This window comes from Paenibacillus sp. FSL K6-0108 (assembly GCF_045040695.1).
Lineage (GTDB): Bacteria > Bacillota > Bacilli > Paenibacillales > Paenibacillaceae > Paenibacillus > Paenibacillus pabuli_B.
In genome coordinates, this window is record NZ_CP150288.1 from 3,392,162 (window position 1) to 3,415,604 (window position 23,443).

Here is a 23,443-nt window from a genome sequence, read left to right on the forward strand (position 1 = left end):
TTGTGAATTTTACATATTCAAGGATTTTACAATTTTGATATTATGATTATTTAGTTTAACTATCCTCTTACATTGGGTTGATATACTAGCCTGAGCTTTTATATGGGAGAGGGGTTAGACAACTTGAAAGACATCAATAAGCGCTGGATGGCGATCATCCTTTCGACAGTCATGATTGTTCAATCATTCTGGACATTTGCAGGCATAGGATACGCAGCAGCATCACAAGATCTTAACACTAGTAATTTGGCGAAAAACGTGGTCATCAGCCAATTTTACGGAGGTAAGAAAGACGACGTAGTCGACGTGTATGGCAACGACTTTGTAGAACTGTATAATCCGACAGCAGAACCTGTTTCGCTGAACGGCTGGTCCATACAATTTGCGGATACCCAAAAGAATAATTGGAAAATAGCTCTGCTGGGTACAACGACTGCCCAGATTCCGGCATATGGCTATTATCTGATTGCGCTCGGCAGCAATGGTAATGTTGGAGAGCAGCTTCCACAGCCGGATGCCAGCGAAACTTCATTCAAACTGGATAATAACAGTGGAAAGCTGGTCTTGTTAAATACAACACAATTGTTGTCGGCGAGTGATCCGATGGCTGATGTTTTACAGGAACATGTGGTTGATTTTGTTGGATATGATGCGGATGCTTATTGGGGAAGTCCGGCTCCACAAGCAGGGAAAAAAAACACAATGCAACGACTGGTGTTCGATCCGATGGACCCGGAGAAGAAAACTACAACAGCGGCGTTTCCGAATCGGGGCAATAACTGGGACACCCGAAATAACGGAAATGACTTTGAGAAAATCGCAGGCGCGAAGGCTCGCAATTCAAGCACAACTTCCGCCTATGTCATTCTGAAAAGTAATCAACGTATAGAGATGCAGTCTGCTTCGAGTGTGGATCCTGTACATAACAAAATTACGTTGTTTGCATTTGGTGGTTTGGTTAAACAAGGACCATGGACATCCAATGATTTCAGTGTGCTGGGCCTCCCGGCAGGATTCTCTGCTGAAGCCAGTGCGAGCGGAGATCAGATCGAAGTGACCATCACTGGAGACGGTACCGGGAATGTGGTTTCAGACAGCCTTCTGACATTTGAGATTCATCCTGATGCGTGGGATCAAGTACACAAACCCGCCTCATCCTTAACAGTGTATCAAGGAAGCAATACCATAACATTGGCTCAATTCATACCTTCCAATAAGATTGTAGCAACATTGGACTCCTCATCGTCCAACATTCGTATGAACAGTGCGAAGGACTTGAATACCACGATCCAACTCAATCTTAGCGCCGGTGTTCCCGTGGACGGGACACTGGACTCGAATGCTTACAGTGTGACGGGACTCCCTGAAGGAGACTGGAACATCAAGGCTGAGGGCCGTAGCAGTGATCACACGATTACGCTTTCCATTTCAGGTACATCCGCTTCCGCTGTCATGAACACGGTCATGCTGAATGTGACGTTAATGGCTGAGGCTGTGCAGGATACAGACTGGCTGGCTTCGGAAGAGATCAGCGTCCGCCTGCTTCGGTATAGTCAATCGGTTCTTACGGATGAGAATCGCAAACATGTCGTTGAAGACAGCATCATAGCAGACAATACAGGTTTTAATGACCCTGCTACCAAAGAATATAAATATGGAAGTGATGCCATGGGAGCGAACGAATATACTTTCCTGCGCGGAACAAATTCCTTATTTAGGGCTGATCGTGCAGCGGGTCTTATTCCTTCTCCAAATGCAGTAATTCCAGGTTGGAATGAGAAGGATATCCTTACTTACACACAAGGGGATGCCCATATTCAGAATGTGGGAACCTTTAACGATAGTACCAATCAAATGGTGTTCAGCTTGAATGATGTGGATTCTTCCGGCATCGGCAGCTTTTATGATGATCTGATTCGCTTTGTTACAAGTATTTATGTAGTCAAATACGAAAAAGACAGCTCTGCGATTACCAATCTACAGGACGCCGATTTCCGGGACGTATCTCGCACCTTTTTAAATACCTATAAGGATACTTTGATAGAGATTAATAGCGAGATAAACCCCAAAAACACCAAATTGACCAAAAGCAATGTAACGGCTTATACGAAAGAGGTCATGGACAAAGTCTCCAAAGTGTCTTATGAGGAAGCATTGCAAAAATTGCTCGGCAAACGGGCACTTGATGGAAAATTGAACATTGCCGGCAACTCCGATAAGTTTGAATCCGCGACAGATGCAGAGAAATCTTCCCTGCAAGCCGCTTGGACAGCATACAAATTACAAGTCAGAAGCAATTTCCCGAACCTGAGTGACGATGAATTCGATGCCTATTTTAAGATAAAGGATATGGTGCGCCGTATTCATCAGGGGATTGGCAGCATTGGGGTTGAACGCTACAATGTGCTGATCGAAGGAGCAAGTGAAGCCAACACGGATGATATTTTGCTCGACGTGAAAGAGCAGACTCGGGACGCCAATTTATCGAAAGATGCCTATCTTAAAACTTCAGTTGATCCCGATTCTTATCTGGGTGTACTGCAAGCAATGAATCGCTCGTATCTGATCAGGGAAGTTTCACCTTTTAAAGGGGATTACACGGATAAGCCATTCAAGAACAAGCAAGAGCTGGAGCAGTATTTGGTCGATGCGGCCAAGGCTTACGCTTATGCAAGCTCGCGCTTGGACAAGGTATCCGATGAGTTGAATTACCGTTTTGAAGAACGTTTTGTAACGAATATCGTCCCCATCTGGAATGAATTGCAGAACTTTATTCTTAATGCAGCGGAGGATTACTCCCACCAGGTCGCAGCGGATTTTGCGCTTGTAAAGGAAGATATGCGAACCGGGAAGTTGATTGACGTTTCCACATTGGATCATTTATCTGTTGATCAAGGCTCCCTGACTCCAGCATTCAATCCTGCAATTACGGCTTACAGTCTGAATGTTGAACAAGCTGTAGATTCCATCCGTATTACGGCGAAGGCTACGGATAGTCAGGCGACTTTGTCAGCCAAAGGTGAGCCTTATGTAAACGGAATAAGCCAATCGTATGAGTTATCTGTTGGAAAAAATGTAATTCCAATTACGGTGCAGGCACGTAATGGATCAAGCAAGACTTACAGTGTAACTGTCGTCAGAGCAGGAAATTCCACCTCGGTTCCACCAACGTCTTCGACTCCTTCAACTCCTTCAAATCCAACTGGAGGAACGAATGCTGATCAAACGGGTACTCCTACCAACAGTGGAACGATCACTGCGAATGGTGGATCGTTGAGCCTGGGCGGTGTCAAAATCAATGTGCCAGCCGGATCGATGGAGAGCAGCGTTATTTCCGTAAATAAAGTAAGCCAAACGTCGAATCTGTTCACCGATTCCACATTAAAACTGCTCGGGGATGTCTATGAGATTACGGCAAGCAAGAGTGAGGATTTCACTAAGCCTGTGACTGTCACCTTACCATTTGACAAGAACAAAGTGGACTTTGACAAATCAGCAGTGGGATTGTATTGGTTCAACGAGCAGGCCAAAAAGTGGGTTGCACTTGATAATTTGAAAGTGGATCAAATGAATGGGACTGTATCGGGAACCATTGATCATTTCACCAAGTTTGCTGTTCTGGTATCCGATAAAACGGTAACACCAACGCCGGAAGGAACCAAAAACTTCACGGATCTTGAAGGACATTGGGCTTATGAAAGTATTATGGATCTGGTTGGACTCGGTGTGATCCAAGGTTATCCGGACAACAGCTTCAGACCGGATAATAAAATTACTAGAGCCGAATTTGTTATTCTTGTCGTTAAGGCTTTACATTTACAAGGCTCTGTTGACAAAGGATTTGCAGATACCACATCGCATTGGGCGCATGTCGCGATTTCCACTGCGGCAAGTATGGGCATTGTGAATGGATATAGTGATAACACCTTTGGTCCAGATGAATTGGTGACCCGCGAGCAGATTGCGACAATGGTCGTTCGTGCAGCGCAGATCGCTGATTCAGAGAGCAAGGTTAGCTTCTCCGATGTCACGGAAATATCCAGTTGGGCACGTTCTGCTCTTGAGGCAGCTATTGCTAATGGCCTTGTTAACGGTCATCCAGACGGAACATTGAAACCGAAAGGAAATACGACTCGTGCCGAAGCCGCTGCACTTATCCAAAGAGCTATTCAACTGACCCAATAAATACAAGATTCATAGAGAGGCAGCTTTCGAACAAATTTAACTTGTTCGAAAGCTGCCTCCTTGTATCTTTTGGTATCCAGTTCATTCGTTTTGTTACAACGATATACCATTTTCGATAATGACGCGATTGAGCTTGGTATTCACCGGATTGGAAATCGTATCCCCCACAGGACATTTACTTTCTAGAAATTCTACAAATGATTCAACTTTTTCTTTAGATGAGCTGGTTTTAATATAGAATGTGTATCGAATATCGGAATAACCGGGACGTACATCGGCTCGGTTAAAAAATCCGTCAAGATCCAGATCACCTTCAACATCAACTCTAAAATCATCAAGTACAACATCAAATTTCGAGGCATAGACCCGGGCCACAATGGATTGACATGCGCCAAGGGAGGCAAGTAAAGCTTCTACAGGATTCATTCCCGTGTCCATACCCCCGAGGTTTGTTGGCTCATCGATGATCAGTTCGAATTGTCTTGCTTTGGTGATCACTTGAACCCCATCTTGCAGATGGGCAGTAGCTTTGAAAGTCTGAACATTAGCCATCCGATACATCCCCTTTATAAAACATTGTATGTAACTTGGTTTAGTATGGATTATAGTTCCGTGAATCACAAGCTGTCAATATAAGGATGGGAAAAGAATTAGGCTACATCCGCAGCATCAGCTGACTCAGCCAGGAGGAACCCCTGCTTAAATTAGAATTCGTTAAAGGGTTGCCAATCAAAAAGAATTGTGTATAATTGGAGTCACATCAGAATACTCAAATGTTTTCTAGGGTTCCGCGACTGTTAATGTCGGTCTGGTCCGAGAGAAAACTCACAGCCTGTTGGTTGTGTCACGGAGGGACAAAAGCCTGGGAGATGAACTGCTTTATGCAGTTTGTTTCCCGGGCTTTTTTTATTTTGGCTTCATGTAACTAATAATAACGTAGCAAAATTTGATAAGGAGTGTGGCAGAGATGAACAAAACATGGTTGTCCGTCGTTATTGCAGCTTTATTTGAAGTCGGTTGGGTCATTGGATTGAAACATGCCAGTGGTTTTCTGGAGTGGGGGGCTACACTGATCGCCATTATTGTCAGCTTCACCTTAATGATTGCGGCATCCCGCTCATTAGATGTAGGAACCGTATATGCGGTATTCGTTGGACTGGGTACTGCAGGAACTGTACTGGCAGAGATTATATTGTTTGATGCGGCCATTCAATCTGGGAAAATGCTGCTCATTGGGGTTCTTTTATTGGGCGTAATTGGTCTTAAAATGCTTAGCAAAGGAAAAACAAAGGAGGTACATGAATCATGAACTGGGTATTTCTCGTATTAGCAGGTGTCTTTGAAATGATTGGGGTTCTGATGATTAACAAATTGCACAAAGATCGTAACCTGTTGTCAATCATACTCTTGGTTGCAGGCTTTGGACTAAGCTTTCTTTTCCTATCCCTTGCAATGAAGACTCTTCCAATGGGAACAGCATACGCCGTATGGACGGGAATCGGCGCTTCTGGGGGAGCCATTCTCGGCATGATATTTTATGGAGAGCCTCGAAATGCATTGAGAATTCTGTTTATTGCCATGGTGCTTGGATCAGCAGTTGGGCTAAAGCTGGTGAGTTGATCGTTTGGGAACGTTCATGAACATTTGCAGAATAGGCCCACCCAAAAGAACTGTTACGATCGTACCTACCCCAATGGGACCATCAATGGAAATGGCTAACAACAGGAAACACAAATAAATCAATGTTCTAGTGAAAAACACTCCTTTCTTAAGAAGGGCCTGAAGTATGAGCATCGTATGATCAATGGGGATCCTGTACACTTGAGCCTGCAAATAAATTGCAGTTCCCAGTCCCGAAAGAATTAACCCGATCGCAAAGAGAAGGAATTGATGCATCCAAAAGGATGGAGCAGGAACAACACTAAACAGAAGAAACCACAAGTCGATGCCTATCCCCACCATAAAAGAGGTTATCACGCCAGCAAATGCTGGCTTTTGTCTAATTAACAGAGAATTTAGCAGTATCATTAATACAGCAATAATGATTTCCCAGCTTCCTACAGTTAATCCTAAGTTATTGTGTAATCCAACCAAAACTGCATCAAAAGGAGATACACCCAAATCGGCTTTGATCATGCAGGTGATCCCCAAACTTAACAATAGTATACCAAATAGAAACGGAGCGACCTTTTGGTTCAATGTGTTTTTGGTAAATAGTCTTGTTATTAATAATTGCAATGAAGATTCCTCCTGCGAATATCCATGATTTGATTATTGTAAATGATATATTTAATGTTGTAAATACAACATTTTTTTGTGGGATTCGACTTATAGTAATATCATAGTATCCCGGTAGATGAATGCTGCAACGTGGCAGTTTGAAAAGATAATATACAGATGAGTTTTTTAGTGTTATCCTTATGTGTTACGTTTTGAAATGAGATATACGTCAAATGAATATTTGTTGCGTAAATTAAGGAGACCTAATGACATTTAAAGACTTGAATATTCTACCCGCAATTTTGGAAGGCTTGAACAAAGCAAACTATACTGCCCCGACACCTATACAGGAACAGGCAATTCCAGCCGTATTGGCAGGCAGAGATTTGCTTGGCTGTGCGCAAACAGGGACAGGGAAGACGGCAGCATTTTCTGTACCTATCATTCAATTATTAAGCGAAAAGTCGAACGGCCCCAAAGCCGCACGTCATATTCGTTCGTTGATTCTAACGCCGACAAGAGAACTGGCGATTCAGATCTCGGATAACATTAAGGCTTACAGCCGTTACACAGATATTCGTTGCGCCGCAATCGTGGGTGGCGTTTCTCAAAAGGTTCAGGAGCGTGCGCTCAATCAAGGAGCAGATATTATTATTGCTACGCCTGGAAGACTGATTGATCTGGTTAATCAAAAACGTATTGATCTTAAACATGTGCAAATTCTCGTTCTTGATGAAGCAGACCGGATGTTGGATATGGGCTTCATTCACGATGTGAAACGAATTATTGCGAAGATGCCGAGCAAGAAACAGACGCTGTTCTTCTCAGCTACAATGCCTCCCGAGATTACCAAAATGGTAAAAACGCTGCTGGTTGATCCGGTAAAAGTAGAAATTACACCCGTCTCCTCCACAGTGGATCGAATTGAACAGTCTGTGTATTTATTGGAAAATGGCAAAAAACAAAGTCTGTTGAATCATATCTTGCTGGATAAATCCATTGTTTCGGCACTGGTATTCACCCGCACAAAGCGCGGGGCTGACCGTGTAACTCGCGATTTGTCCAAAGTGAATATTACGGCTCAGGCCATTCACGGCAACAAATCTCAAAATGAACGTCAAAGAGCGCTGAATAATTTCAAAAGCGGTGTTACACGGGTACTGGTGGCGACGGATATAGCGGCAAGGGGCATTGATGTTGAGGAACTTTCACATGTAATCAACTTCAATCTGCCTAATATTCCAGAAACATATGTTCACCGAATCGGCCGTACAGGCAGAGCAGGGCATAGCGGAATGGCGATTTCCTTTTGCGAGAAGGAGGAACTTACGTTCCTTAAGGATATCGAGAAAGTAATCAAGAAGACTATTCCTGAAGTGAAAAATCATCCTTATCCGATGACAAGTGTGCCTGCTTTTGTAAAACCGAATCAAACATCAAAATCGGCAGCCCATAAACCTGCGGCCGATAAACCTGTGAAGTCAAAAGCGAATCCCGCTCGAAAGCCCAAGTCGGAGTGGTTTAAAAAGAGTGGAAAAGCCGATCATGGTAAGCCTAACAGCAGTAAACCCAATCATAATAAGCCAAGCCACGGTAAATCAATTCAAAAAAGTACAAGTTACGGTAAACCAAGAGCAGTAAAGTAAATAAAGCTCTTTGAAGATGAGCAAGAAGCCTTCTCCATTTCGTGGAGGAGGTTTTTTTGTGAACTCAATATCAATGTGATATTGAGTTCATTTTCAATAAGAATAGAATTATAGAGAGAATGTTAAACAAATGTCCCAAGCCATTGTATGCATGTAATGACTTGGAGCAATCAGGAGGCGTAAATGATGTTCATTCAAACTCGCGTTATGGTCGTCGAAAAAGGTTACAGTCATAAACTGGTGGAACGTTTCAGTGCTCCTAGTCCCGTAGAGGAAATGCCTATGCTTAATTCGAATGATGAATTGCCTATCTCATGATTTTTCATGGGATAGGTTTTTTTGATAGTATGTTCTTTGAAGCTGTGTCACACATCATTCTCGCATTGATATTCATTAGATTACGGCCTTACCTACGTAAGTTGACAGGTTTGGAGTATTAAAGTTATTATAGATATCTAAGATCTTTAAAGGAGATTGAGCCTATGCCTGGTGAACAATTCAAAAATGAGCATCATTCAGTACCTCACAATCATTCAACCGATTTCTTATCTAATCGGGGAGTGGATGTCCTGTCTTTATTGCAGCCGCAAACCGGAGAACGTATTCTGGATATTGGCAGTGGAAACGGTGATTTGACAGCCAGGATCGCAGCTGCCGGTGCGATACCGACAGGAATTGATCTATCGGAGAGAATGGTGAACATGGCCCAACAGAAGTACCCTGACCTGAATGTTCAAGTGAAAGACGCTTCTCAATATCGGACAGATATACCCTTTGATGCTGTATTCTCACATGCAGCTATACATTGGATCAATAACCCTGCGGCTTTGACTCGATCCATCTGGTTGGCGCTGCGCGAAGGTGGGCGATTCGTAGCTGAATTTGCCGGAAGCGGAAATGTCGCCATCTTGATCACTGCGATAAAACAGGCTTTGGTGGAGCGTGGTTATACGTGGGCAGGACGGAATCCCTGGTATCATCCCACTCTTGGTGAATACGCCACCTTGCTGGAGCAGAACGGCTTCCGTGTCACATTTGCTCAGCATTTTGACAAGCCTGCTCCGCTCAAAGGGGAAGAAGGGCTTCGGAATTGGCTAAACAGTTTCGCTGATTATTTCTTTAAGGGCGTTTCCTCCGCAGACCAGGAAGCAATCTATCAAGCCATCGTGACAGAGGTTAAGCCTCACTTTGAGCGGGAAGGTCAATGGTTTCTTGACACAACCCGATTACGTATCGTAGCGATTAAGGAACCTGTCTGAGAAGATAATTCCTGCATTACTGGCTAATCAGATAAAATGCTTGATATTTACATGCAAACGTACATTCGGTATCATTAGATTGGGTAGGGAAAGTTTGTCACTCTGCGCAAAGGAGAGATACTGAATTGGAAAATAAGATTATTGATTATTGTTTGAAGAAAAAAGGTGCAACAAAGGATTATCCCTTCGGAGCTGATACGGTAGTAGTCAAAATTGCTGGGAAGATGTTTGCGCTTATGTTTGAGGGAAAGGCGGACAACGTTCGCTTAAACTTAAAATGTGATCCAATCATTGCAGAAAACCTGAGAGAGCAGCATGAAGCCGTTCAACCAGGTTACCATATGAACAAAAAGCATTGGAATACCATTATTCTAGATGGCTCCTTGTCGGAGCAGGATATCTTTGTGATGATTGATCATTCATATGAGTTGGTGGTCAAAACCTTGTCCAAAAGTCTTTTGGAATCCATATCGTAATTGTCCGCATGCAGCCACAATTTTGGAGAGCAGCGGTTTGCGCCAAATGTAGATCATCCAACTTTTTCGAAAAAATAGCGGTAGTTCAGGGATGTTAACTTCGTATCCTGAGCCTACCGCTTTTTTGGTTGCTTGCACATTGCGCGTTACCCTAAATTCATCTTGATTAATTCTCCCAATTGCTCAGACATGACCTCAGGTGGATGGGGCATTTCATTCTTAATCCACCATTCAACGACCCCTACATAAGACATGACTACATATTGGAGAATGATATCCTCACTTAAACCGGATTTTCTGGCCTGAGATAAATTCACTTCCTCTTTGAAATCCTCATTAAGAAACTCAACCAGGCGGTTGCGAAATTGTGCTGCTCCCTTACTGGCCATCATCGTTGAGAAGAACAAGTAATTCTGTTCCAGATAGGTAAACCAGGGAACGATGGATTGTTTCCAATCCAAGTCTGCAACCGAATGACAAATTTCACTTAATTCTTTGATATGCCCGTCAATGAGCTTATCCAGCAGGTCATACTTGTCGACGTAGTGGAGGTAAATGGTGCCTCTACTTACGTCCGCTTTATCGGAAATGTCCTGAAGGGTAATATCATCAAAATTTTTTTCTGACATCAATTCAATCACGGCCGCTTTGATGGCTTCTTGTGACTTTCGAATTCGTCGATCCACTTTGGTCATGATATCCTCACCAAACTTTCAAAAGATATTAAACATTTCCATGATTAATGTTCATTAATTAACATAATGCGTTCAAATAACAATGGTAAGCTTTTTCATTCTGTCTATAATTATTAACAGATGTTCATTAATATATCCATATTTGTTTTTGTACAAGAACAGATCGAATTATAGATATCAAAATAAAAGTGAGGGGATGAATGATGCAGCGCTTATGGACAAAATCTTTTATTTTGATGACGCTGGGTTTGCTTTTTTTATTTACTGCATTTTATATGCTGTATCCCACACTGCCGCTTTTCATCAAAGTGATAGGTGGCAGTGAAAAACAGGTGGGCTTGGCAATGGGGGCATTAATGTTATCTTCCGTTATCCTTCGTCCTTTTGTCGGTGGATTACTGGATCGATTCGGTAGACGTCCGTTTATGATCGGGGGGTTGCTTTTATTTATACTGGCAATGTACATGTACAACTGGGTCGGTGGAATCATCATGCTGATTGGACTTCGCGTTGTGCATGGAATGAGCTGGGCCGTATCCACGACTTCCATGATGACAGCTGTGACTGACATGATTCCATCCGCTCGGCGCGGGGAAGGCATGGGGTGGTTTAGTACCTCCATGACGCTGGCAATGGCGGTTGGTCCCATGATTGGTCTGGGCATTATGCAAGGCACGTCATACCAGACGATGTTTATGTTTGCTGTTGGTTTGTCTATCATGGCTCTGCTTTTGACGCTGGGAGCCAAAATGCCATTCCAACCCCATACGAACAGAAAGAAAATCCAAATATTTGAGAAATCGGTCTTGCCTGTTATGGCGCCAATCTTTTTTCTTTTCATTGCATATGGGGGAATTACTACATTTGTGCCTCTGTTTGCAGAGCAGATCCAAGTCAATTCAGGCACATTCTTTCTGGTTTACGCCGCGACACTAGCGCTATCCCGGCCCATTGCCGGAAAGCTGTCCGACAAGAAAGGAGAGACAGCAGTCATTGTTCCGGCGCTTATCATTACGATTATTGCTTTGATTGTACTGAGTCTCTCAAGCAGTTTGCTTGGCGTGCTCGCTTCAGCAATTCTGTACGGGATTGGTTTTGGTTCCGCTCAGCCAGCCCTTCAGGCGATAACACTCCGCCTCGCACCCGAGGATCGGAAAGGCGCAGCCAATGCGTTCTTTTCGACTGCGACCGATCTTGGTATCGGACTGGGTGCCATGGTCCTGGGTGTGGTATCCGAGTACATGAACTATCACATATTGTTTATGGTCAGCGCTTCGTCGGTTATGGTTTCTTTTTTGCTGTTTATGATCTATGTAAGACGGTTGTTGAAAATCAAGCAATCGCTTACTGCCAGAGCCAATGATTCCGTTTCATTGTAATTGAATTGTATTGTGTTCATCCGAATTGTAGTATAATTTGTGCAGCTAAGAGCAGCAATTATTTCATGATGCGGAGGCTTACTGCATGTTCATTAGAGAGATAGAAGAAAAAGATAATCAAGAAGTGGAGTCTCTGATTCGAAGCTGTTTGATTGAATTCGGGGCCAATAAGTCAGGAACGGCGTGGGCAGATCCGAATCTGGGTGATTTCTATCATCTTTATCAACAGGAGGGCTCCAGATATTGGGTAGTTGAGCATGATTCAACCATTGTAGCTGGCTGCGGCATCGGACCCGTGGACGGATTTTCACATATTTGTGAATTGCAGAAAATGTATGCATTAAAAGAAGCACGAGGCACTGGAATCGCATATGATTTGCTTCAAATTTCCCTTGATTTTGCCAAAGAATACTATGAACAATGTTATCTTGAGACGCTTAGCAACATGGTCGCAGCCAACAAATTTTACATGAAGAACGGTTTTATTCCGTTAGAGGAACCGTTAAATGCAACAGAGCATTTTGCTTGTGATGCATGGTATATCAAAACATTATAGATTCAATATTCACAGCTCAACTCCAAAAAGCCTAATTCAAGCGGTAGATTACCGATTATGAATTAGGCTTTTTGGCATTTTCGGATACCCAGATACCTAAAGAAACGTTAAACAGAGCTGTTCCACAATGCGTTCGGGAGAGTTGCCACGCACATTTTTTTGAAACAGATACGAGTCATTGCTCATAGCGGTCAGAAGCATGTCTGTTTTGAACAAGCTGATGGCCTGCGATTCTTCACTCTCTGTTGCCATCTCTTCGAATAGTTCGAATAGCTGTTGATGCAATTGCTCATATAGCGGGCTTGAGGTTCTGGACTCTGACCCTTGATATACTTCATTCTCAATGCCCAAGAGCAGATCTGCATTCTTCTCTCTAAACTTGATAAACAATGTCAGCAGACCGCGCAAGCGCTCAGATGGCGGACGATTTCCGTTTTCCAGTAAGTAGATCTCCACATCTTTGAAGAACAGTGCTGCGTTATCTTTGATCAAGTCCATGCATAACTCACTCTTATTGCGATATCGGCGGTATAAGGTACCCGCTCCAATCTGCGCTTCGGAAGCGATCTGATTCATGCTGATCCGCTCGACGCCGTGCAGCTCGAATAATTTAGAAGCCACATTCAAAATACGCTGGCGATTCTCCGCGGCATCCCGTCGTTCCAAACGAGAGGTTGTATTGGTTCTATCCATAATTGGTCACTTCCTATCCTTCAATGTCCATAATTTGACAAGGGGAGAACTCTCCGTTTAATATCAAGAAGAGATTAAGCGGAGAGTTCTCCCCTTAATCTTAATCAAAACGGGAGGGGTGTGCAACCCATGGAGAGTCATCATAACAAAGCTGCACTTCTGGTTATGGACATGCAGAACATCATTGTATCCCAATATGCGAAGCACAAAGATGCACTGGTGCCGTTTCAAAAAGCGCTAGAAGCAGCTCGCAAACATAACGTACCCGTCATTTTTGTGAAGGTTGGTCATCGCCAGAATTCCCCTCCAATTAGTGAGCGCAACAAGTTGTTTGGAAGAAAGTCCAGCTTCGGTAGTGGAAATGAAACCAATCCAGCGATGAATGTGGCTATGGACGTTCACGAATCGGTACAGCCGCTACCGGAAGAGCTCATTGTGGACAAGTTTCGCGTCAGTGGATTCTCGGGAAGTGAATTGGAGACCCTCCTTCAATCCCAAGGCATTAATACACTGATTCTCACAGGTATCGCAACAAGTGGAGTCGTGCTGTCTACATTATGTGAGGCTGCAGATAAGGATTACGCGCTTACCGTTCTTTCGGATGCTTGTCTGGATCGGGACCCTGAAGTTCATCGAGTTCTCGTAGAAAGTGTGTTCCCTCAACAAGCCGATGTGCTGGCTGTAGATGATTGGATAAATACATTCATGTAAACGTAGAAAATGGTCGAAGCGAAAGGATGGTTATGATGAGTGAGTTAGATCTTAAGGCTTCACAACAAGCGGCGCTGAGCCTGTTTAGTGGGGATAGTGGTGAAAACCCGTTTTCACTGATCAAGCAGCTGCGTGACACAGGTCCTGTTATTTCGGTATCCTTGCCAATGGGTGGTACAGATCGAGGTCAGTGGTTGGTCACACGAATGGAAGAAGCTTCACAGGTGCTCAAAGATCATGCTCACTTCACAGTAGACCCATTATCCATTGACGGCAATGAGAATATCCTGAAAGCCTATGTGGAGAATATCGATCCAGATGCCCCTCCAACGTTCTTTACCGGAAAATCGATGCTTTCTGTAGATGAACCTGATCATCGGCGATTACGCCGACTGGTCTCCAAAGCTTTTACACCAAAATATATGGAAAGTCTTCGCCCACGTGTGCAGCAAATCGCTGATGAATTACTGGATCAGGTTCAAGCCGAAGGCGAGATGGACTTGGTCAAGGACTACGCCTATCCCTTACCTATCCATGTGATATCCGATATGCTGGGAGTACCCAAAGCAGATCGCCCGCAGATTCAGACCTGGTCCTCCGCGATTGCACATGGCCTGGGCCTCGGAGTGCGTGAGCCGGGAGTGGAGGAACACCTCCGAGCTTTCGGTGACTATACCGCGCAGCTGGTAGCTGAGAAACGCAAACATCCCGCGGATGATTTGATCAGCCAATTGATTGCTATCGAAGAAGAGGGCGATCGACTCAGTGAACCGGAACTGTTATCCATGATTACGTTATTAATCTTTGCTGGCCATGAGACGACATCCAATCTGATTGCTACAGGTGCAATGATGTTATTGGATCATCCTGAACAATTGGAGAAGCTCAAGGCTGATCTTAGTTTAGTGCCAGCAGCTGTCGAAGAGTTACTGCGCTTTAACGGGCCTGCAACCATTGCTGGACCTCGTTTTGCGACTCAGGATATTGAGCTGGCAGGACAGCAGATTAAAAAAGGTGATATGGTCATTCCTGTGTTGAAATCAGCTAATCGGGATGAGCTTCAATATGAAGAGCCAGAGAATCTGGATGTTACACGACATATTAATCGCCATCTGGCTTTTGGTCATGGCATTCATTCCTGCTTGGGGGCTCCGCTTGCTCGTGTGGAGGGAGACATCGCCTTTACAACATTGTTAAAACGTATGCCTAATCTGCGGCTTCATATTCCTCGGGAAAGCATTGAGTGGCACTTGGCGCTTAGTTCACAGAGCTTGGCTGCCTTACCTGTCGCTTTTTAACAGAAGAGTTAGAGTGAAGTTTCTTAGGGCAAGAAGGAGCATATGTAGCTCGGGAAATCCGCCATGTTTGGCGGATTTTCTTGTGTTGTGCTATAAGTTTCATTTGGATAGGCAAAATCAACAATTCCAGTATTCGTTTGCAGGATCTAATTGGGAAAAACACGAAATAGTTCTTTACAAGTTCTTTAATTTGTCGTTATAGGGAATCTTTCATCGAAGGGGGGCATGATGAAACCATTTTCCAAGATCAGTATCGGCATCGTACTACTGACCTATGGTGCTCTCATAAGTATCCGCTTCTATCAAGAGGACCCAAGTATGACAACGCTAGCGTGGATAAGCTAAGAAAAATGATGAAGTAAAAAGTAAATTGATACAAAATAAATGATTTGTTACAATATTATCGATTGAATTAAATCATTCGATTACATTTTCTGTTTTATAAATACATAAAAGGTGGTGAACGAATGCTTGAGCTGAGTTTTGATAATCCGGATGAGCTGGTCACGGTCACGCATGCGTTATCGACCCGATCCAGAGTGGATATTCTCCGACTATTGATCTTCCAGAACCTGAACATAGTCGAAATCGCGGAAGCTCTCAAACTTCCCGTATCCACGGTAGCCAGCAACATCAAGGTTTTGGAAGCTGCAAAGCTAATCAATACGGAACTGCTGCCTGCCTCTCGCGGGGCGATGAAGGTATGCAGCCGCAATTACGATGATATTCACATTGCTCTTAATCTGGAGAAAGCAATTCCCAAAGGTGATATTCAGGTATATGAAGTGGATATGCCTATCGGTCATTATAGTGATTGTGAAGTGTCACCCACTTGCGGCATGGCGAATGGCGAGGGCATGATCATTCGTGAGGATGAACCCGCCAGCTTTTATCATCCGAAGCATGTTGGAGCGCAGATTATGTGGTTTCGTAAGGGATATGTCGAATATTTAATGCCACTGGAGATTCCGGCAGAAGCGGTAATCGAATCGCTCGAACTGTCCATGGAAATATGTTCTGAAGCACCAAACTATGATCATAATTGGCCTTCCGATATCTCTGTATGGGTTAACGGTGTGGAAATTGGCATGTGGACATGCCCTGGAGACTTTGGAGATCGGCGCGGAAAGCTCAACCCGGCTTGGTGGTTTGAATGGTCAACACAGTATGGTTTATTAAAGACTTGGCGAGTGGACAAAACGAAGACAACGCTGGATATGGAGAAAATCTCAGCAGTTGATCTGGATCAGCTTAACCTTAAGGATAGCCACAAGCTAAGGGTGAGGATTGGCATTAAGCCGGATGCAATTCATCAAGGAGGCGTAAATCTCTTTGGGAGACAATTTGGGGATTATGATCAAAACATCAAAATGACTGTACATTATGCCGTTCATTAGAATCGGACGAGAAAGAAAGACTTTGGTTGCAGATATTATGTAACTAAAGTCTTTTTTTTATTAATAATTACATTAAATATGTTTGAAAGCGTTGACAAGAAAGATTTACCCTTATATAATCCCCTATAGATACAGTAATAGTGTAATAAAACAATTATATCGTTTGTATCTACAAATTAGAGTAAAGGGGATACTCGCATGAAAAGAAAGATCGGCAGGTTAGCTCTGACATTATTGCTCTCATTCTCAACCGTTTTAAGTGCATGCAGCGGAGGCAGTAACGAGGCCGGGGATAGCGGCTCTGGTGATGGAAAAGTGACATTGTCCTTCTGGACACTGTTCGATGGTGGTGATGGCGCAAACATGCAGACATTGGTCGATGAATTCAACAAAAGCCATCCGGACATTGAAGTGAAGAATACCAAATTGGCCTGGGGCGAGTACTATACGAAGCTCGTAACTGCTGTGGGTAACGGCAATGGACCGGATATTGGGATTTCCCATTCCTCCAGACTGCCCGATCTGATCAATCAGGGGGTTGTCACAGAGCTTGATACTCCGGCTACGGATGCAGGTGTGGATTGGAACACCTATAACCAGAATCTCCTGGATGCGGTTACCGTAGAAGGTCAACATTATGCAGTCCCCATTGATACACATCCCTTTATCATGTTCTACAACAAAAAACTTCTAAAAGATGCAGGATTGCTGGGTGAAGACGGAAAGCCGATCCTGGAGCAATCAGCTGACGGATTTGTGAGTTTCCTTCAGACGTTAAAAGAGAAGCTGCCTGCCAAAACGACTCCGTTTGCATTGTCCAATAATAATGATGATCCTTATCGCTTGTGGTGGTCTCTGTACTCGCAGTTGGGTGGTAACGACGTGGTGTCGGATGATCTGAAGTCCGCAGCCATTGATAAGGAGAAAGGCATCAAGGCCGCTGACTATGTTCAGAAGCTTTATACCGAAGGTTATATCAAGAAAAATGATCCGGACTTCTATAAAAATTTTCAAAGTGGAACAGCCGCAATTATTATGACAGGTGTCTGGACTACAGGAACATGGGAATCCACCAAAGGTCTTGAATTTGGAGCTATGCCGATTCCGAAATTTTACGACAAGGAAGCAACATGGGGAGATTCGCATACCATTGTGCTGCCGCTGACGAAGGATGAGGACCCGGCTAAACGCAAAGCCGCAATGATCTTCGCTGACTGGGTTGCTGACAATGGTCAAGTCTGGGCGAAAGCCGGGCATATTCCATCGAAGCCTTCCGTACTGGAAAAACAGGAATTCAAAGATCTGCCATACCGCAGTGATTATTCCGAAGTAGCAAGTGTGGTTAAATTCAGCAAACATTCCACCAAAAATGCACAGATTCGCGATGAAGCTGCGTTTAAATTTTTGAATGAAGTATGGATGAACAAAATGACCCCTGCGGATGCCATGAACAACATGGAGACCGCCATTCAGAAAATACTGAGCGAATAGAAGGAAGACGGTTCACGCAAGCCGTGCGTATTCATCATCTGTAAACAAGAAATCGCCGGCTTGCGTGCCAATCAAAGGGGAGACGCACATGAAGATCAAAAAAATGAGAGCGGATTTGCAGGCACTGGTATTTCTGCTTCCATTCTTAATTATTTATGGTTTATTTACGATCTGGCCCATGATTAAAGGCGTAGAGATGACCTTCTACAAATGGACGTTGATTAAGAAAATGGATTTTGTTGGCCTGGATAACTTCCGAAAAGTTTTTCAGGACAGAGAGGTTTGGGAAGCGATCTGGCATTCAACCTTTTTTGTTTTCTTGAGTACACCGACCATGATTATACTTGCGATTCTGCTGGCCTTGATTGCCAACCGAAAATCGTCTTTGCAAAAGTTCTACCGCATCATCTTCTTTATACCAAGCGTGCTCTCCGTCGCCGTCGCAGCTTATCTGGGTTTATTCGTTTTTCAGCCTTATACGGGATTCGTTAATTCCTTCCTGCATCTTGTGCAATTATTGCCTCAAAATGCCGAGATTTTCTGGCTGACGGAAACCGGGCTCGCCTGGGTCGTTATTACCGTAATTACCTTGTGGTGGACGGTGGGTTTTAACTTTATTCTGTATCTTTCTGCGATGCAGGAAATACCGGATGAAATCTATGAAGCGGCAAGGCTGGATGGTGCGAGCGATACTCAAATATTTTGGCGGATAACTCTTCCTTATTTGAATCCATTGACCAAGACCATAACCATGCTGCAGATCATCGCTTCCTACAAGGTTTTTATGCAAATTTATGTTATTACTGGCGGGGGGCCGCTGGATCAGACACGTCCGATTATTCAGTTAATCTATCAGACCGGATTTAAGAACAACAACCTGGGTTATGCAGCAACGATGTCCTATATTTTATTCGTGATTCTGCTGGTGCTATCGGCGCTGCAATACTGGATGACGAACCGGAAAGGAGCGGAATACTGATGAAATGGCTATATCGCACAGGTTCTGCGTTGATGGCGGTTATGTTTGCGGCCCCGCTTGTGTGGATGCTGATGGTCTCCATCAAAGAAGAGGGCATGAAGATTATTACGGTCCTGGACTGGTTTAAACCTCCATACTCACTTGCCGTCTACAACGAAATTCTGACAACGACAAAGCTGTCACAGTGGGTAGTTAATAGTCTGTTTGTCGCGGTGATTGTGACCGTACTGACTGTAATTTTCGCTGCCATGGCCGGATTTGCCCTGTCCAAAGTACCGTTTCGTTTCCGTACATTTATTTTCTTCTTCATTCTTGGCGGGCTGCTGATTCCTGGTGAAGCTACCATTATTCCACTTTATCAGGTAGCCAAGGATTTAAATCTGCTGAACTCCTACAGTGGATTGATTATTCCTGCTTTGGCTTCGCCTGTAGCAGTCATTGTACTTAAAAGCTTCTTCGACGGCATTCCCAATGATCTGTTGGAGAGTGTGCAAATTGACGGCGGGGGCTTTTGGCGGATTTTCACCAGCATTGTACTGCCGCTGACCCGGCCAGCGATGGCTTCCATGGCTATCCTGACGTTTATTGGTTCATGGAACAATTTCCTCTGGCCTTTTCTTTCGATCACCGACGATAATCTGTTCACACTGCCAATGGGAATTCCAACGCTGATGGGACAGTATTCAGAGGATTATGTTAAACCGATGGTGATCAATGCCGTAGCTTCTGTTCCCATCATTATATTATTTGTCATCTTTGAGAAGCAGATTGTCAAAGGTATCAGCATGTCTGGTATTAAGGGTTAACACGTTTTCAGGCCAACGAGCCAAATATAGAGGAGATCGGGGAGAACAATATGACAACTAAATTTTACAACAAGGATTATCCAAGACCGCAATTTGTACGCAAAGACTGGTTGGATTTGAATGGAGAATGGGATTTCAGTTTTGATGACAATCAGACGGGTGAAAGCGAGCGCTGGTACGATCAGAATCAGTTTCCGGAAGGGACGAAAATCAAGGTTCCCTTCACGTATGAGACCCAGGCGAGCGGTATCGGGATTGAAACATTTCATCCTCTGGTCTGGTACCGCAAAAGTGTTCAGATTCCTCAGGAAGCCAAAGGAAAGCGGAGCATTCTGCATTTTCAGGGCGTGGATTATCGCGCAAAATGTTGGGTGAACGGAACGGTTGTTGGCGAACATGAAGGTGGGTACGCAGCGTTTTCATTCGACATTACCCCTTATATCACTTACGGATCGGAGAATAACATTGTTCTTGAAGTAGAAGACAGTCAGAGCGCGATGCAGCCTCGGGGGAAACAACGCTGGGTGGATGACAATTTTGAATGTTTTTATGTGCAAAGTACCGGGATATGGAAAAGTGTCTGGCTGGAACATGTGAGTGAAGCAAGGGTTGAAGCAGTCAAAATGACACCGGATATCGATCGTCATATGATTCGATTGGACTTTCAGCTAAATGGCATTGAAGGCAGGAACAACTTGCGTCTGGAGACACGGATTGAGCTCCATGGAAAGCATGTGCAAACGATCAGCCTGTCTCCCGACAGGCCTTGGATGACGATAGAGGCAAGTGTAAAACACGAGGCTGGTGGCCCGTGGAAACAGTCGTTATGGTCACCGGGCTCACCGAACCTGTACGATATCGAGTTTGTGATGTACGAAGATGAGAAAGAAATCGATCGGGTTCATTCCTATTTTGGCATGCGAAAAATATCGATTGAAAATGGGCAGATTCTGCTGAACAATGCTCCGTTGTACCAAAGAATGATTCTGGATCAGGGCTATTGGACGGAGAGCCATTTGACCCCGCCTTCAGTGGAAGCACTGATTGAGGATATCGATAAAATTGCCGAGATGGGATATAACGGAGTTCGTAAACATATGAAACTGGAAGATCCGCGCTTTTTGTATTGGTGTGATGTAAAAGGCATGTTGGTTTGGTCAGAGATGGCAGCAACCTTCGAGTTTAACGATGAGGCAGTGAGCCGATTCACCAAAGAATGGCTTGAAATTGTACCCCAGCAGTACAATCATCCCAGCATCATTACCTGGGTGCCATTTAATGAATCATGGGGAATACAGACGATTGCTCACGAGGTAAAGCAGCAGCAATTCACGCAATCCATTTACCATCTGACCAAAGCCATTGATCCGTATCGTCCGGTTATAACCAATGACGGGTGGGAGCATACGGTATCAGATATTCTGACCCTCCATGATTATGTAGAGTCAGGCGAAGCTTTTCTGGAGCGTTATCAGGATAAGGACATGATCGTCAATAACAAGATTGCTTCCAATCGGTGGAAGTTTGCTTTTGCTGAAGGTTACCACTATAAAGGACAACCCATTATCATCAGTGAATTCGGCGGTATTGCTTTCCAATCGGATAAAGGCTGGGGTTACGGCAATCAGGTAGACTCGGTTGAAGCCTTTATTGAACGTTTCCGTTCCATCACCGGGGCAATTCAATCCATCCCCTATATCTCGGGCTTTTGTTACACACAGCTTACGGATGTGCAGCAGGAGATCAATGGTCTGTTGACGGAAGACCGCAAACCGAAGGTTCCACTGGAAGTGATCCGCAAGATCAACCTGGGGTAAAGCCTGAGAATACTAGAGATCCATTTAGAACAGGAGTGCTGAACATCATGCTGAGACAGGATTATCCAAGGCCGCAATTTATGCGGAAAGAATGGATGAGTTTGAATGGGGAATGGGAATTTGAATTTGATGATCATAACAAGGGATGTTCGGAAAACTGGAGTGAGGGCAAACAGGCATTCAGCCGACGAATCCAGGTGCCGTTTGCTTTTCAAAGTCAACTGAGTGGCATTGCAGATCCGGATTTTCACGATAATGTATGGTACAAGCGGACCTTTGACATTCCCGAGAACTTCATCGGTAAACGGTTGCTGCTGCATTTCGGAGCTGTGGACTATGAAGCCTCTGTATGGGTGAACGGAAAACTGGTGGTTCGGCATGAGGGCGGGCACACGCCATTTCATGCCGATATTACGGATGCTCTGTTGGAAGGCAGCAATGTGCTGGTTGTACAAGTGATTGATTACAGCCGAGATGTAACGCTTCCGCGCGGGAAGCAGTTTTGGCAGGAACAATCTGCCCAAATTTTCTATACCCGTACGACTGGAATATGGCAATCGGTGTGGCTGGAAGCTGTCGCACCCGTTTATTTGCAGAAGGTGCGGCTGACTCCCGATGTCGATCGCAACGAAATCGAGGTTGCGGCTTACGTTCAAAGGGAACAGTCAGCAGCAAAGGATTGGGACGCACAGGATGTCAGGCTGCGTGTACAAATTGCCTATCAGGGAGAACAGCTGTCTGAAGATGAATATCGAATCAGTGACAGGACAGAGACCCGGGCTATCGGACTGCATACTTTTAACGAACACAGCCTCGGCAGGCTCTGGTCACCAGAGCATCCCAATCTGTATGACATTCATTTCACGGTGTTGGTGGATGGTGTGGCAGTTGATGAGGTTGATAGTTACTTCGGCATGCGCAAAATCTCCATTGAACAAGGCAAGCTGTTTCTGAATAACCGACCTTATTATATGAAGCTCGTTCTGGATCAAGGGTATTTCCCGGATGGGAACCTGACTCCGCCGAGTGATGATGCTATCCGGCGCGACGTAGAATTAACGAAGGAACTGGGATTTAACGGCGCCAGAAAACACCAGAAGATTGAGGACCCGAGATACCTGTACTGGTGTGATAAGCTGGGTCTTCTGGTGTGGGGAGAGATGGCGAATGCATACGATTACTCGGAACAATATGTCGCTCAGATAACACGGGAATGGCAGGAGGCGCTGGAAAGAGACTACAACCATCCATGTATTGTGGTCTGGGTACCTCTTAATGAGAGCTGGGGCGTTCCCAATATCCTGACCAGCAAGGAGCAGCAGTATCACGCCTTGTCGATGTATTTTTTGACCAAGTCGCTGGATGCCACCCGTCCGGTCATTTCTAATGATGGCTGGGAGATGGTACAGACCGATTTGTATAACATCCATGATTATGAATGGAGAAGGGACGTTTTGGAGGAGCGGTATCGTACCCGTGAAAATGCGGTAAGCGCCCTGCCAGGCAGTCGGAAGCTGAGCGTGGGTAACTATCGTTATGAAGGACAGCCCATTTTAATTACCGAATTCGGTGGAATCGGGTATAAGAAAAGTGACTGGGAAGGCTGGGGTTACTCCGGAGCGGAAAATGATGAGGATTTTGCACAGCGATTGCATGCCGTAGTACAGCCACTATTGGATTCTCCAGTAGTAGAAGGATTTTGTTACACCCAGCTGACGGATGTGGAACAGGAGATTAACGGTCTGCTGACGTATGACCGACAGCCCAAGATACCGATGGAACAGATTCGGGCGATTATTGAAGGACATTATCCATCGTCGGCCGGCGAATAAGGA

General features: G+C 44.5%; 21 protein-coding genes and 1 riboswitch. Of the genes, 17 read left to right on the forward strand and 4 right to left on the reverse strand.

Annotation, left to right across the window (positions count from 1 at the left end; translation table 11 throughout):
• The first annotated feature begins 123 nt into the window (after positions 1–123).
• Entirely contained in the window at positions 124–4,185 is a 4,062-nt protein-coding gene (locus tag MHB49_RS15515) for an S-layer homology domain-containing protein (RefSeq protein ID WP_405156756.1), read from the forward strand.
• Positions 4,186–4,278: 93 nt separating this feature from the next.
• On the opposite strand, the gene MHB49_RS15520 is transcribed toward MHB49_RS15515, so the two are convergent.
• Positions 4,279–4,737 carry an OsmC family protein gene (locus MHB49_RS15520; protein WP_405156757.1) on the reverse strand — a complete coding sequence of 153 codons (459 nt, stop codon included), beginning with the start codon at positions 4,735–4,737 and terminating at the stop codon, positions 4,279–4,281.
• Between the two features lie 217 nt (positions 4,738–4,954).
• A riboswitch (guanidine-I (ykkC/yxkD leader) is annotated at positions 4,955–5,056 on the forward strand.
• Between the two features lie 96 nt (positions 5,057–5,152).
• Here MHB49_RS15520 and MHB49_RS15525 point away from each other — a divergent pair.
• Together MHB49_RS15525 and MHB49_RS15530 are read left to right on the forward strand one after the other, a co-directional pair.
• The gene (locus MHB49_RS15525; RefSeq protein ID WP_063565132.1) at positions 5,153–5,494 is read left to right on the forward strand and encodes a multidrug efflux SMR transporter; all 342 of its coding nucleotides are present in this window, start codon (positions 5,153–5,155) and stop codon (positions 5,492–5,494) included.
• Complete coding sequence (locus tag MHB49_RS15530) at positions 5,491–5,805, forward strand: DMT family transporter (RefSeq protein ID WP_405156758.1); 315 nt, start codon at positions 5,491–5,493, stop codon at positions 5,803–5,805. Before MHB49_RS15525 ends, MHB49_RS15530 begins: the two co-directional genes overlap by 4 nt.
• Here the strand turns inward: MHB49_RS15530 and MHB49_RS15535 are convergent.
• Positions 5,788–6,423: a YitT family protein gene (locus MHB49_RS15535; RefSeq protein WP_247902727.1), complete on the reverse strand. Its 636-nt coding sequence runs from the start codon at positions 6,421–6,423 to the stop codon at positions 5,788–5,790. The two genes, MHB49_RS15530 and MHB49_RS15535, sit on opposite strands and share 18 nt — an antisense overlap.
• 248 nt (positions 6,424–6,671) lie before the next feature.
• Between MHB49_RS15535 and MHB49_RS15540 the strand changes: the two genes are divergently transcribed.
• From MHB49_RS15540 to MHB49_RS15555, 4 genes are all read left to right on the forward strand, one after another.
• Positions 6,672–8,051: a DEAD/DEAH box helicase gene (locus tag MHB49_RS15540; RefSeq protein ID WP_405156759.1), complete on the forward strand. Its 1,380-nt coding sequence runs from the start codon at positions 6,672–6,674 to the stop codon at positions 8,049–8,051.
• 183 nt (positions 8,052–8,234) lie between these two features.
• On the forward strand, positions 8,235–8,369 hold the full coding sequence (locus MHB49_RS15545) for a hypothetical protein (protein ID WP_405156760.1): 135 nt from the start codon (positions 8,235–8,237) through the stop codon (positions 8,367–8,369).
• A 164-nt stretch (positions 8,370–8,533) separates the two neighbouring features.
• On the forward strand, positions 8,534–9,310 hold the full coding sequence (locus MHB49_RS15550) for a class I SAM-dependent methyltransferase (protein WP_405156761.1): 777 nt from the start codon (positions 8,534–8,536) through the stop codon (positions 9,308–9,310).
• A gap of 125 nt (positions 9,311–9,435) precedes the next feature.
• Positions 9,436–9,786 (forward strand): MmcQ/YjbR family DNA-binding protein, encoded by a 351-nt coding sequence (locus MHB49_RS15555; protein ID WP_405156762.1) that lies wholly within the window; start codon positions 9,436–9,438, stop codon positions 9,784–9,786.
• A 146-nt stretch (positions 9,787–9,932) separates the two neighbouring features.
• Here the strand turns inward: MHB49_RS15555 and MHB49_RS15560 are convergent, their stop codons facing one another.
• Complete coding sequence (locus MHB49_RS15560; RefSeq protein WP_247902732.1) at positions 9,933–10,481, reverse strand: TetR/AcrR family transcriptional regulator; 549 nt, start codon at positions 10,479–10,481, stop codon at positions 9,933–9,935.
• A gap of 203 nt (positions 10,482–10,684) precedes the next feature.
• Here MHB49_RS15560 and MHB49_RS15565 point away from each other — a divergent pair, with 203 nt between their 5' ends.
• Together MHB49_RS15565 and MHB49_RS15570 are read left to right on the forward strand one after the other, a co-directional pair.
• Positions 10,685–11,860: an MFS transporter gene (locus MHB49_RS15565; protein ID WP_405157148.1), complete on the forward strand. Its 1,176-nt coding sequence runs from the start codon at positions 10,685–10,687 to the stop codon at positions 11,858–11,860.
• A gap of 85 nt (positions 11,861–11,945) precedes the next feature.
• Positions 11,946–12,416, forward strand: coding sequence for a GNAT family N-acetyltransferase (locus MHB49_RS15570; RefSeq protein WP_405156763.1), 471 nt, complete (start codon positions 11,946–11,948; stop codon positions 12,414–12,416).
• A 96-nt stretch (positions 12,417–12,512) separates the two neighbouring features.
• Here the strand turns inward: MHB49_RS15570 and MHB49_RS15575 are convergent, their stop codons facing one another.
• Complete coding sequence (locus MHB49_RS15575; RefSeq protein WP_405156764.1) at positions 12,513–13,109, reverse strand: TetR/AcrR family transcriptional regulator; 597 nt, start codon at positions 13,107–13,109, stop codon at positions 12,513–12,515.
• Positions 13,110–13,238: 129 nt separating this feature from the next.
• Between MHB49_RS15575 and MHB49_RS15580 the strand changes: the two genes are divergently transcribed.
• From MHB49_RS15580 to MHB49_RS15615, 8 genes are all read left to right on the forward strand, one after another.
• A complete protein-coding gene (locus MHB49_RS15580) occupies positions 13,239–13,820 on the forward strand; it encodes a cysteine hydrolase family protein (protein ID WP_405156765.1) in 582 nt (193 codons plus the stop codon).
• A 32-nt stretch (positions 13,821–13,852) separates the two neighbouring features.
• Entirely contained in the window at positions 13,853–15,118 is a 1,266-nt protein-coding gene (locus MHB49_RS15585; RefSeq protein ID WP_405156766.1) for a cytochrome P450, read from the forward strand.
• A gap of 467 nt (positions 15,119–15,585) precedes the next feature.
• The gene (locus tag MHB49_RS15590) at positions 15,586–16,515 is read left to right on the forward strand and encodes an ArsR/SmtB family transcription factor (RefSeq protein ID WP_405156767.1); all 930 of its coding nucleotides are present in this window, start codon (positions 15,586–15,588) and stop codon (positions 16,513–16,515) included.
• 198 nt (positions 16,516–16,713) lie between these two features.
• Positions 16,714–18,006: an ABC transporter substrate-binding protein gene (locus tag MHB49_RS15595; RefSeq protein ID WP_405156768.1), complete on the forward strand. Its 1,293-nt coding sequence runs from the start codon at positions 16,714–16,716 to the stop codon at positions 18,004–18,006.
• An 88-nt stretch (positions 18,007–18,094) separates the two neighbouring features.
• Positions 18,095–18,985, forward strand: coding sequence for a carbohydrate ABC transporter permease (locus MHB49_RS15600; protein WP_405156769.1), 891 nt, complete (start codon positions 18,095–18,097; stop codon positions 18,983–18,985).
• The gene (locus tag MHB49_RS15605; RefSeq protein ID WP_247902739.1) at positions 18,985–19,791 is read left to right on the forward strand and encodes a carbohydrate ABC transporter permease; all 807 of its coding nucleotides are present in this window, start codon (positions 18,985–18,987) and stop codon (positions 19,789–19,791) included. Before MHB49_RS15600 ends, MHB49_RS15605 begins: the two co-directional genes overlap by 1 nt.
• Positions 19,792–19,841: 50 nt before the next feature.
• Positions 19,842–21,608: a glycoside hydrolase family 2 protein gene (locus tag MHB49_RS15610; RefSeq protein WP_405156770.1), complete on the forward strand. Its 1,767-nt coding sequence runs from the start codon at positions 19,842–19,844 to the stop codon at positions 21,606–21,608.
• Positions 21,609–21,655: 47 nt separating this feature from the next.
• Positions 21,656–23,440, forward strand: coding sequence for a glycoside hydrolase family 2 protein (locus tag MHB49_RS15615; protein WP_405156771.1), 1,785 nt, complete (start codon positions 21,656–21,658; stop codon positions 23,438–23,440).
• Positions 23,441–23,443 lie beyond the last annotated feature (3 nt).

What these genes read in the sequence shown, in the direction of transcription:
- MHB49_RS15615 (WP_405156771.1), top strand. Translation starts at nt 21,656, where the DNA reads ATGCTGAGACAGGATTATCCAAGGCCGCAATTTATGCGGAAAGAATGG.
- MHB49_RS15540 (WP_405156759.1), top strand. Translation starts at nt 6,672, where the DNA reads ATGACATTTAAAGACTTGAATATTCTACCCGCAATTTTGGAAGGCTTG.
- MHB49_RS15550 (WP_405156761.1), top strand. Translation starts at nt 8,534, where the DNA reads ATGCCTGGTGAACAATTCAAAAATGAGCATCATTCAGTACCTCACAAT.
- MHB49_RS15575 (WP_405156764.1), bottom strand. Translation starts at nt 13,109, where the DNA reads ATGGATAGAACCAATACAACCTCTCGTTTGGAACGACGGGATGCCGCG.
- MHB49_RS15520 (WP_405156757.1), bottom strand. Translation starts at nt 4,737, where the DNA reads ATGGCTAATGTTCAGACTTTCAAAGCTACTGCCCATCTGCAAGATGGG.
- MHB49_RS15605 (WP_247902739.1), top strand. Translation starts at nt 18,985, where the DNA reads ATGAAATGGCTATATCGCACAGGTTCTGCGTTGATGGCGGTTATGTTT.
- MHB49_RS15600 (WP_405156769.1), top strand. Translation starts at nt 18,095, where the DNA reads ATGAAGATCAAAAAAATGAGAGCGGATTTGCAGGCACTGGTATTTCTG.
- MHB49_RS15525 (WP_063565132.1), top strand. Translation starts at nt 5,153, where the DNA reads ATGAACAAAACATGGTTGTCCGTCGTTATTGCAGCTTTATTTGAAGTC.
- MHB49_RS15610 (WP_405156770.1), top strand. Translation starts at nt 19,842, where the DNA reads ATGACAACTAAATTTTACAACAAGGATTATCCAAGACCGCAATTTGTA.
- MHB49_RS15590 (WP_405156767.1), top strand. Translation starts at nt 15,586, where the DNA reads ATGCTTGAGCTGAGTTTTGATAATCCGGATGAGCTGGTCACGGTCACG.
- MHB49_RS15580 (WP_405156765.1), top strand. Translation starts at nt 13,239, where the DNA reads ATGGAGAGTCATCATAACAAAGCTGCACTTCTGGTTATGGACATGCAG.
- MHB49_RS15565 (WP_405157148.1), top strand. Translation starts at nt 10,685, where the DNA reads ATGCAGCGCTTATGGACAAAATCTTTTATTTTGATGACGCTGGGTTTG.
- MHB49_RS15530 (WP_405156758.1), top strand. Translation starts at nt 5,491, where the DNA reads ATGAACTGGGTATTTCTCGTATTAGCAGGTGTCTTTGAAATGATTGGG.
- MHB49_RS15585 (WP_405156766.1), top strand. Translation starts at nt 13,853, where the DNA reads ATGATGAGTGAGTTAGATCTTAAGGCTTCACAACAAGCGGCGCTGAGC.
- MHB49_RS15595 (WP_405156768.1), top strand. Translation starts at nt 16,714, where the DNA reads ATGAAAAGAAAGATCGGCAGGTTAGCTCTGACATTATTGCTCTCATTC.
- MHB49_RS15560 (WP_247902732.1), bottom strand. Translation starts at nt 10,481, where the DNA reads ATGACCAAAGTGGATCGACGAATTCGAAAGTCACAAGAAGCCATCAAA.
- MHB49_RS15570 (WP_405156763.1), top strand. Translation starts at nt 11,946, where the DNA reads ATGTTCATTAGAGAGATAGAAGAAAAAGATAATCAAGAAGTGGAGTCT.
- MHB49_RS15545 (WP_405156760.1), top strand. Translation starts at nt 8,235, where the DNA reads ATGATGTTCATTCAAACTCGCGTTATGGTCGTCGAAAAAGGTTACAGT.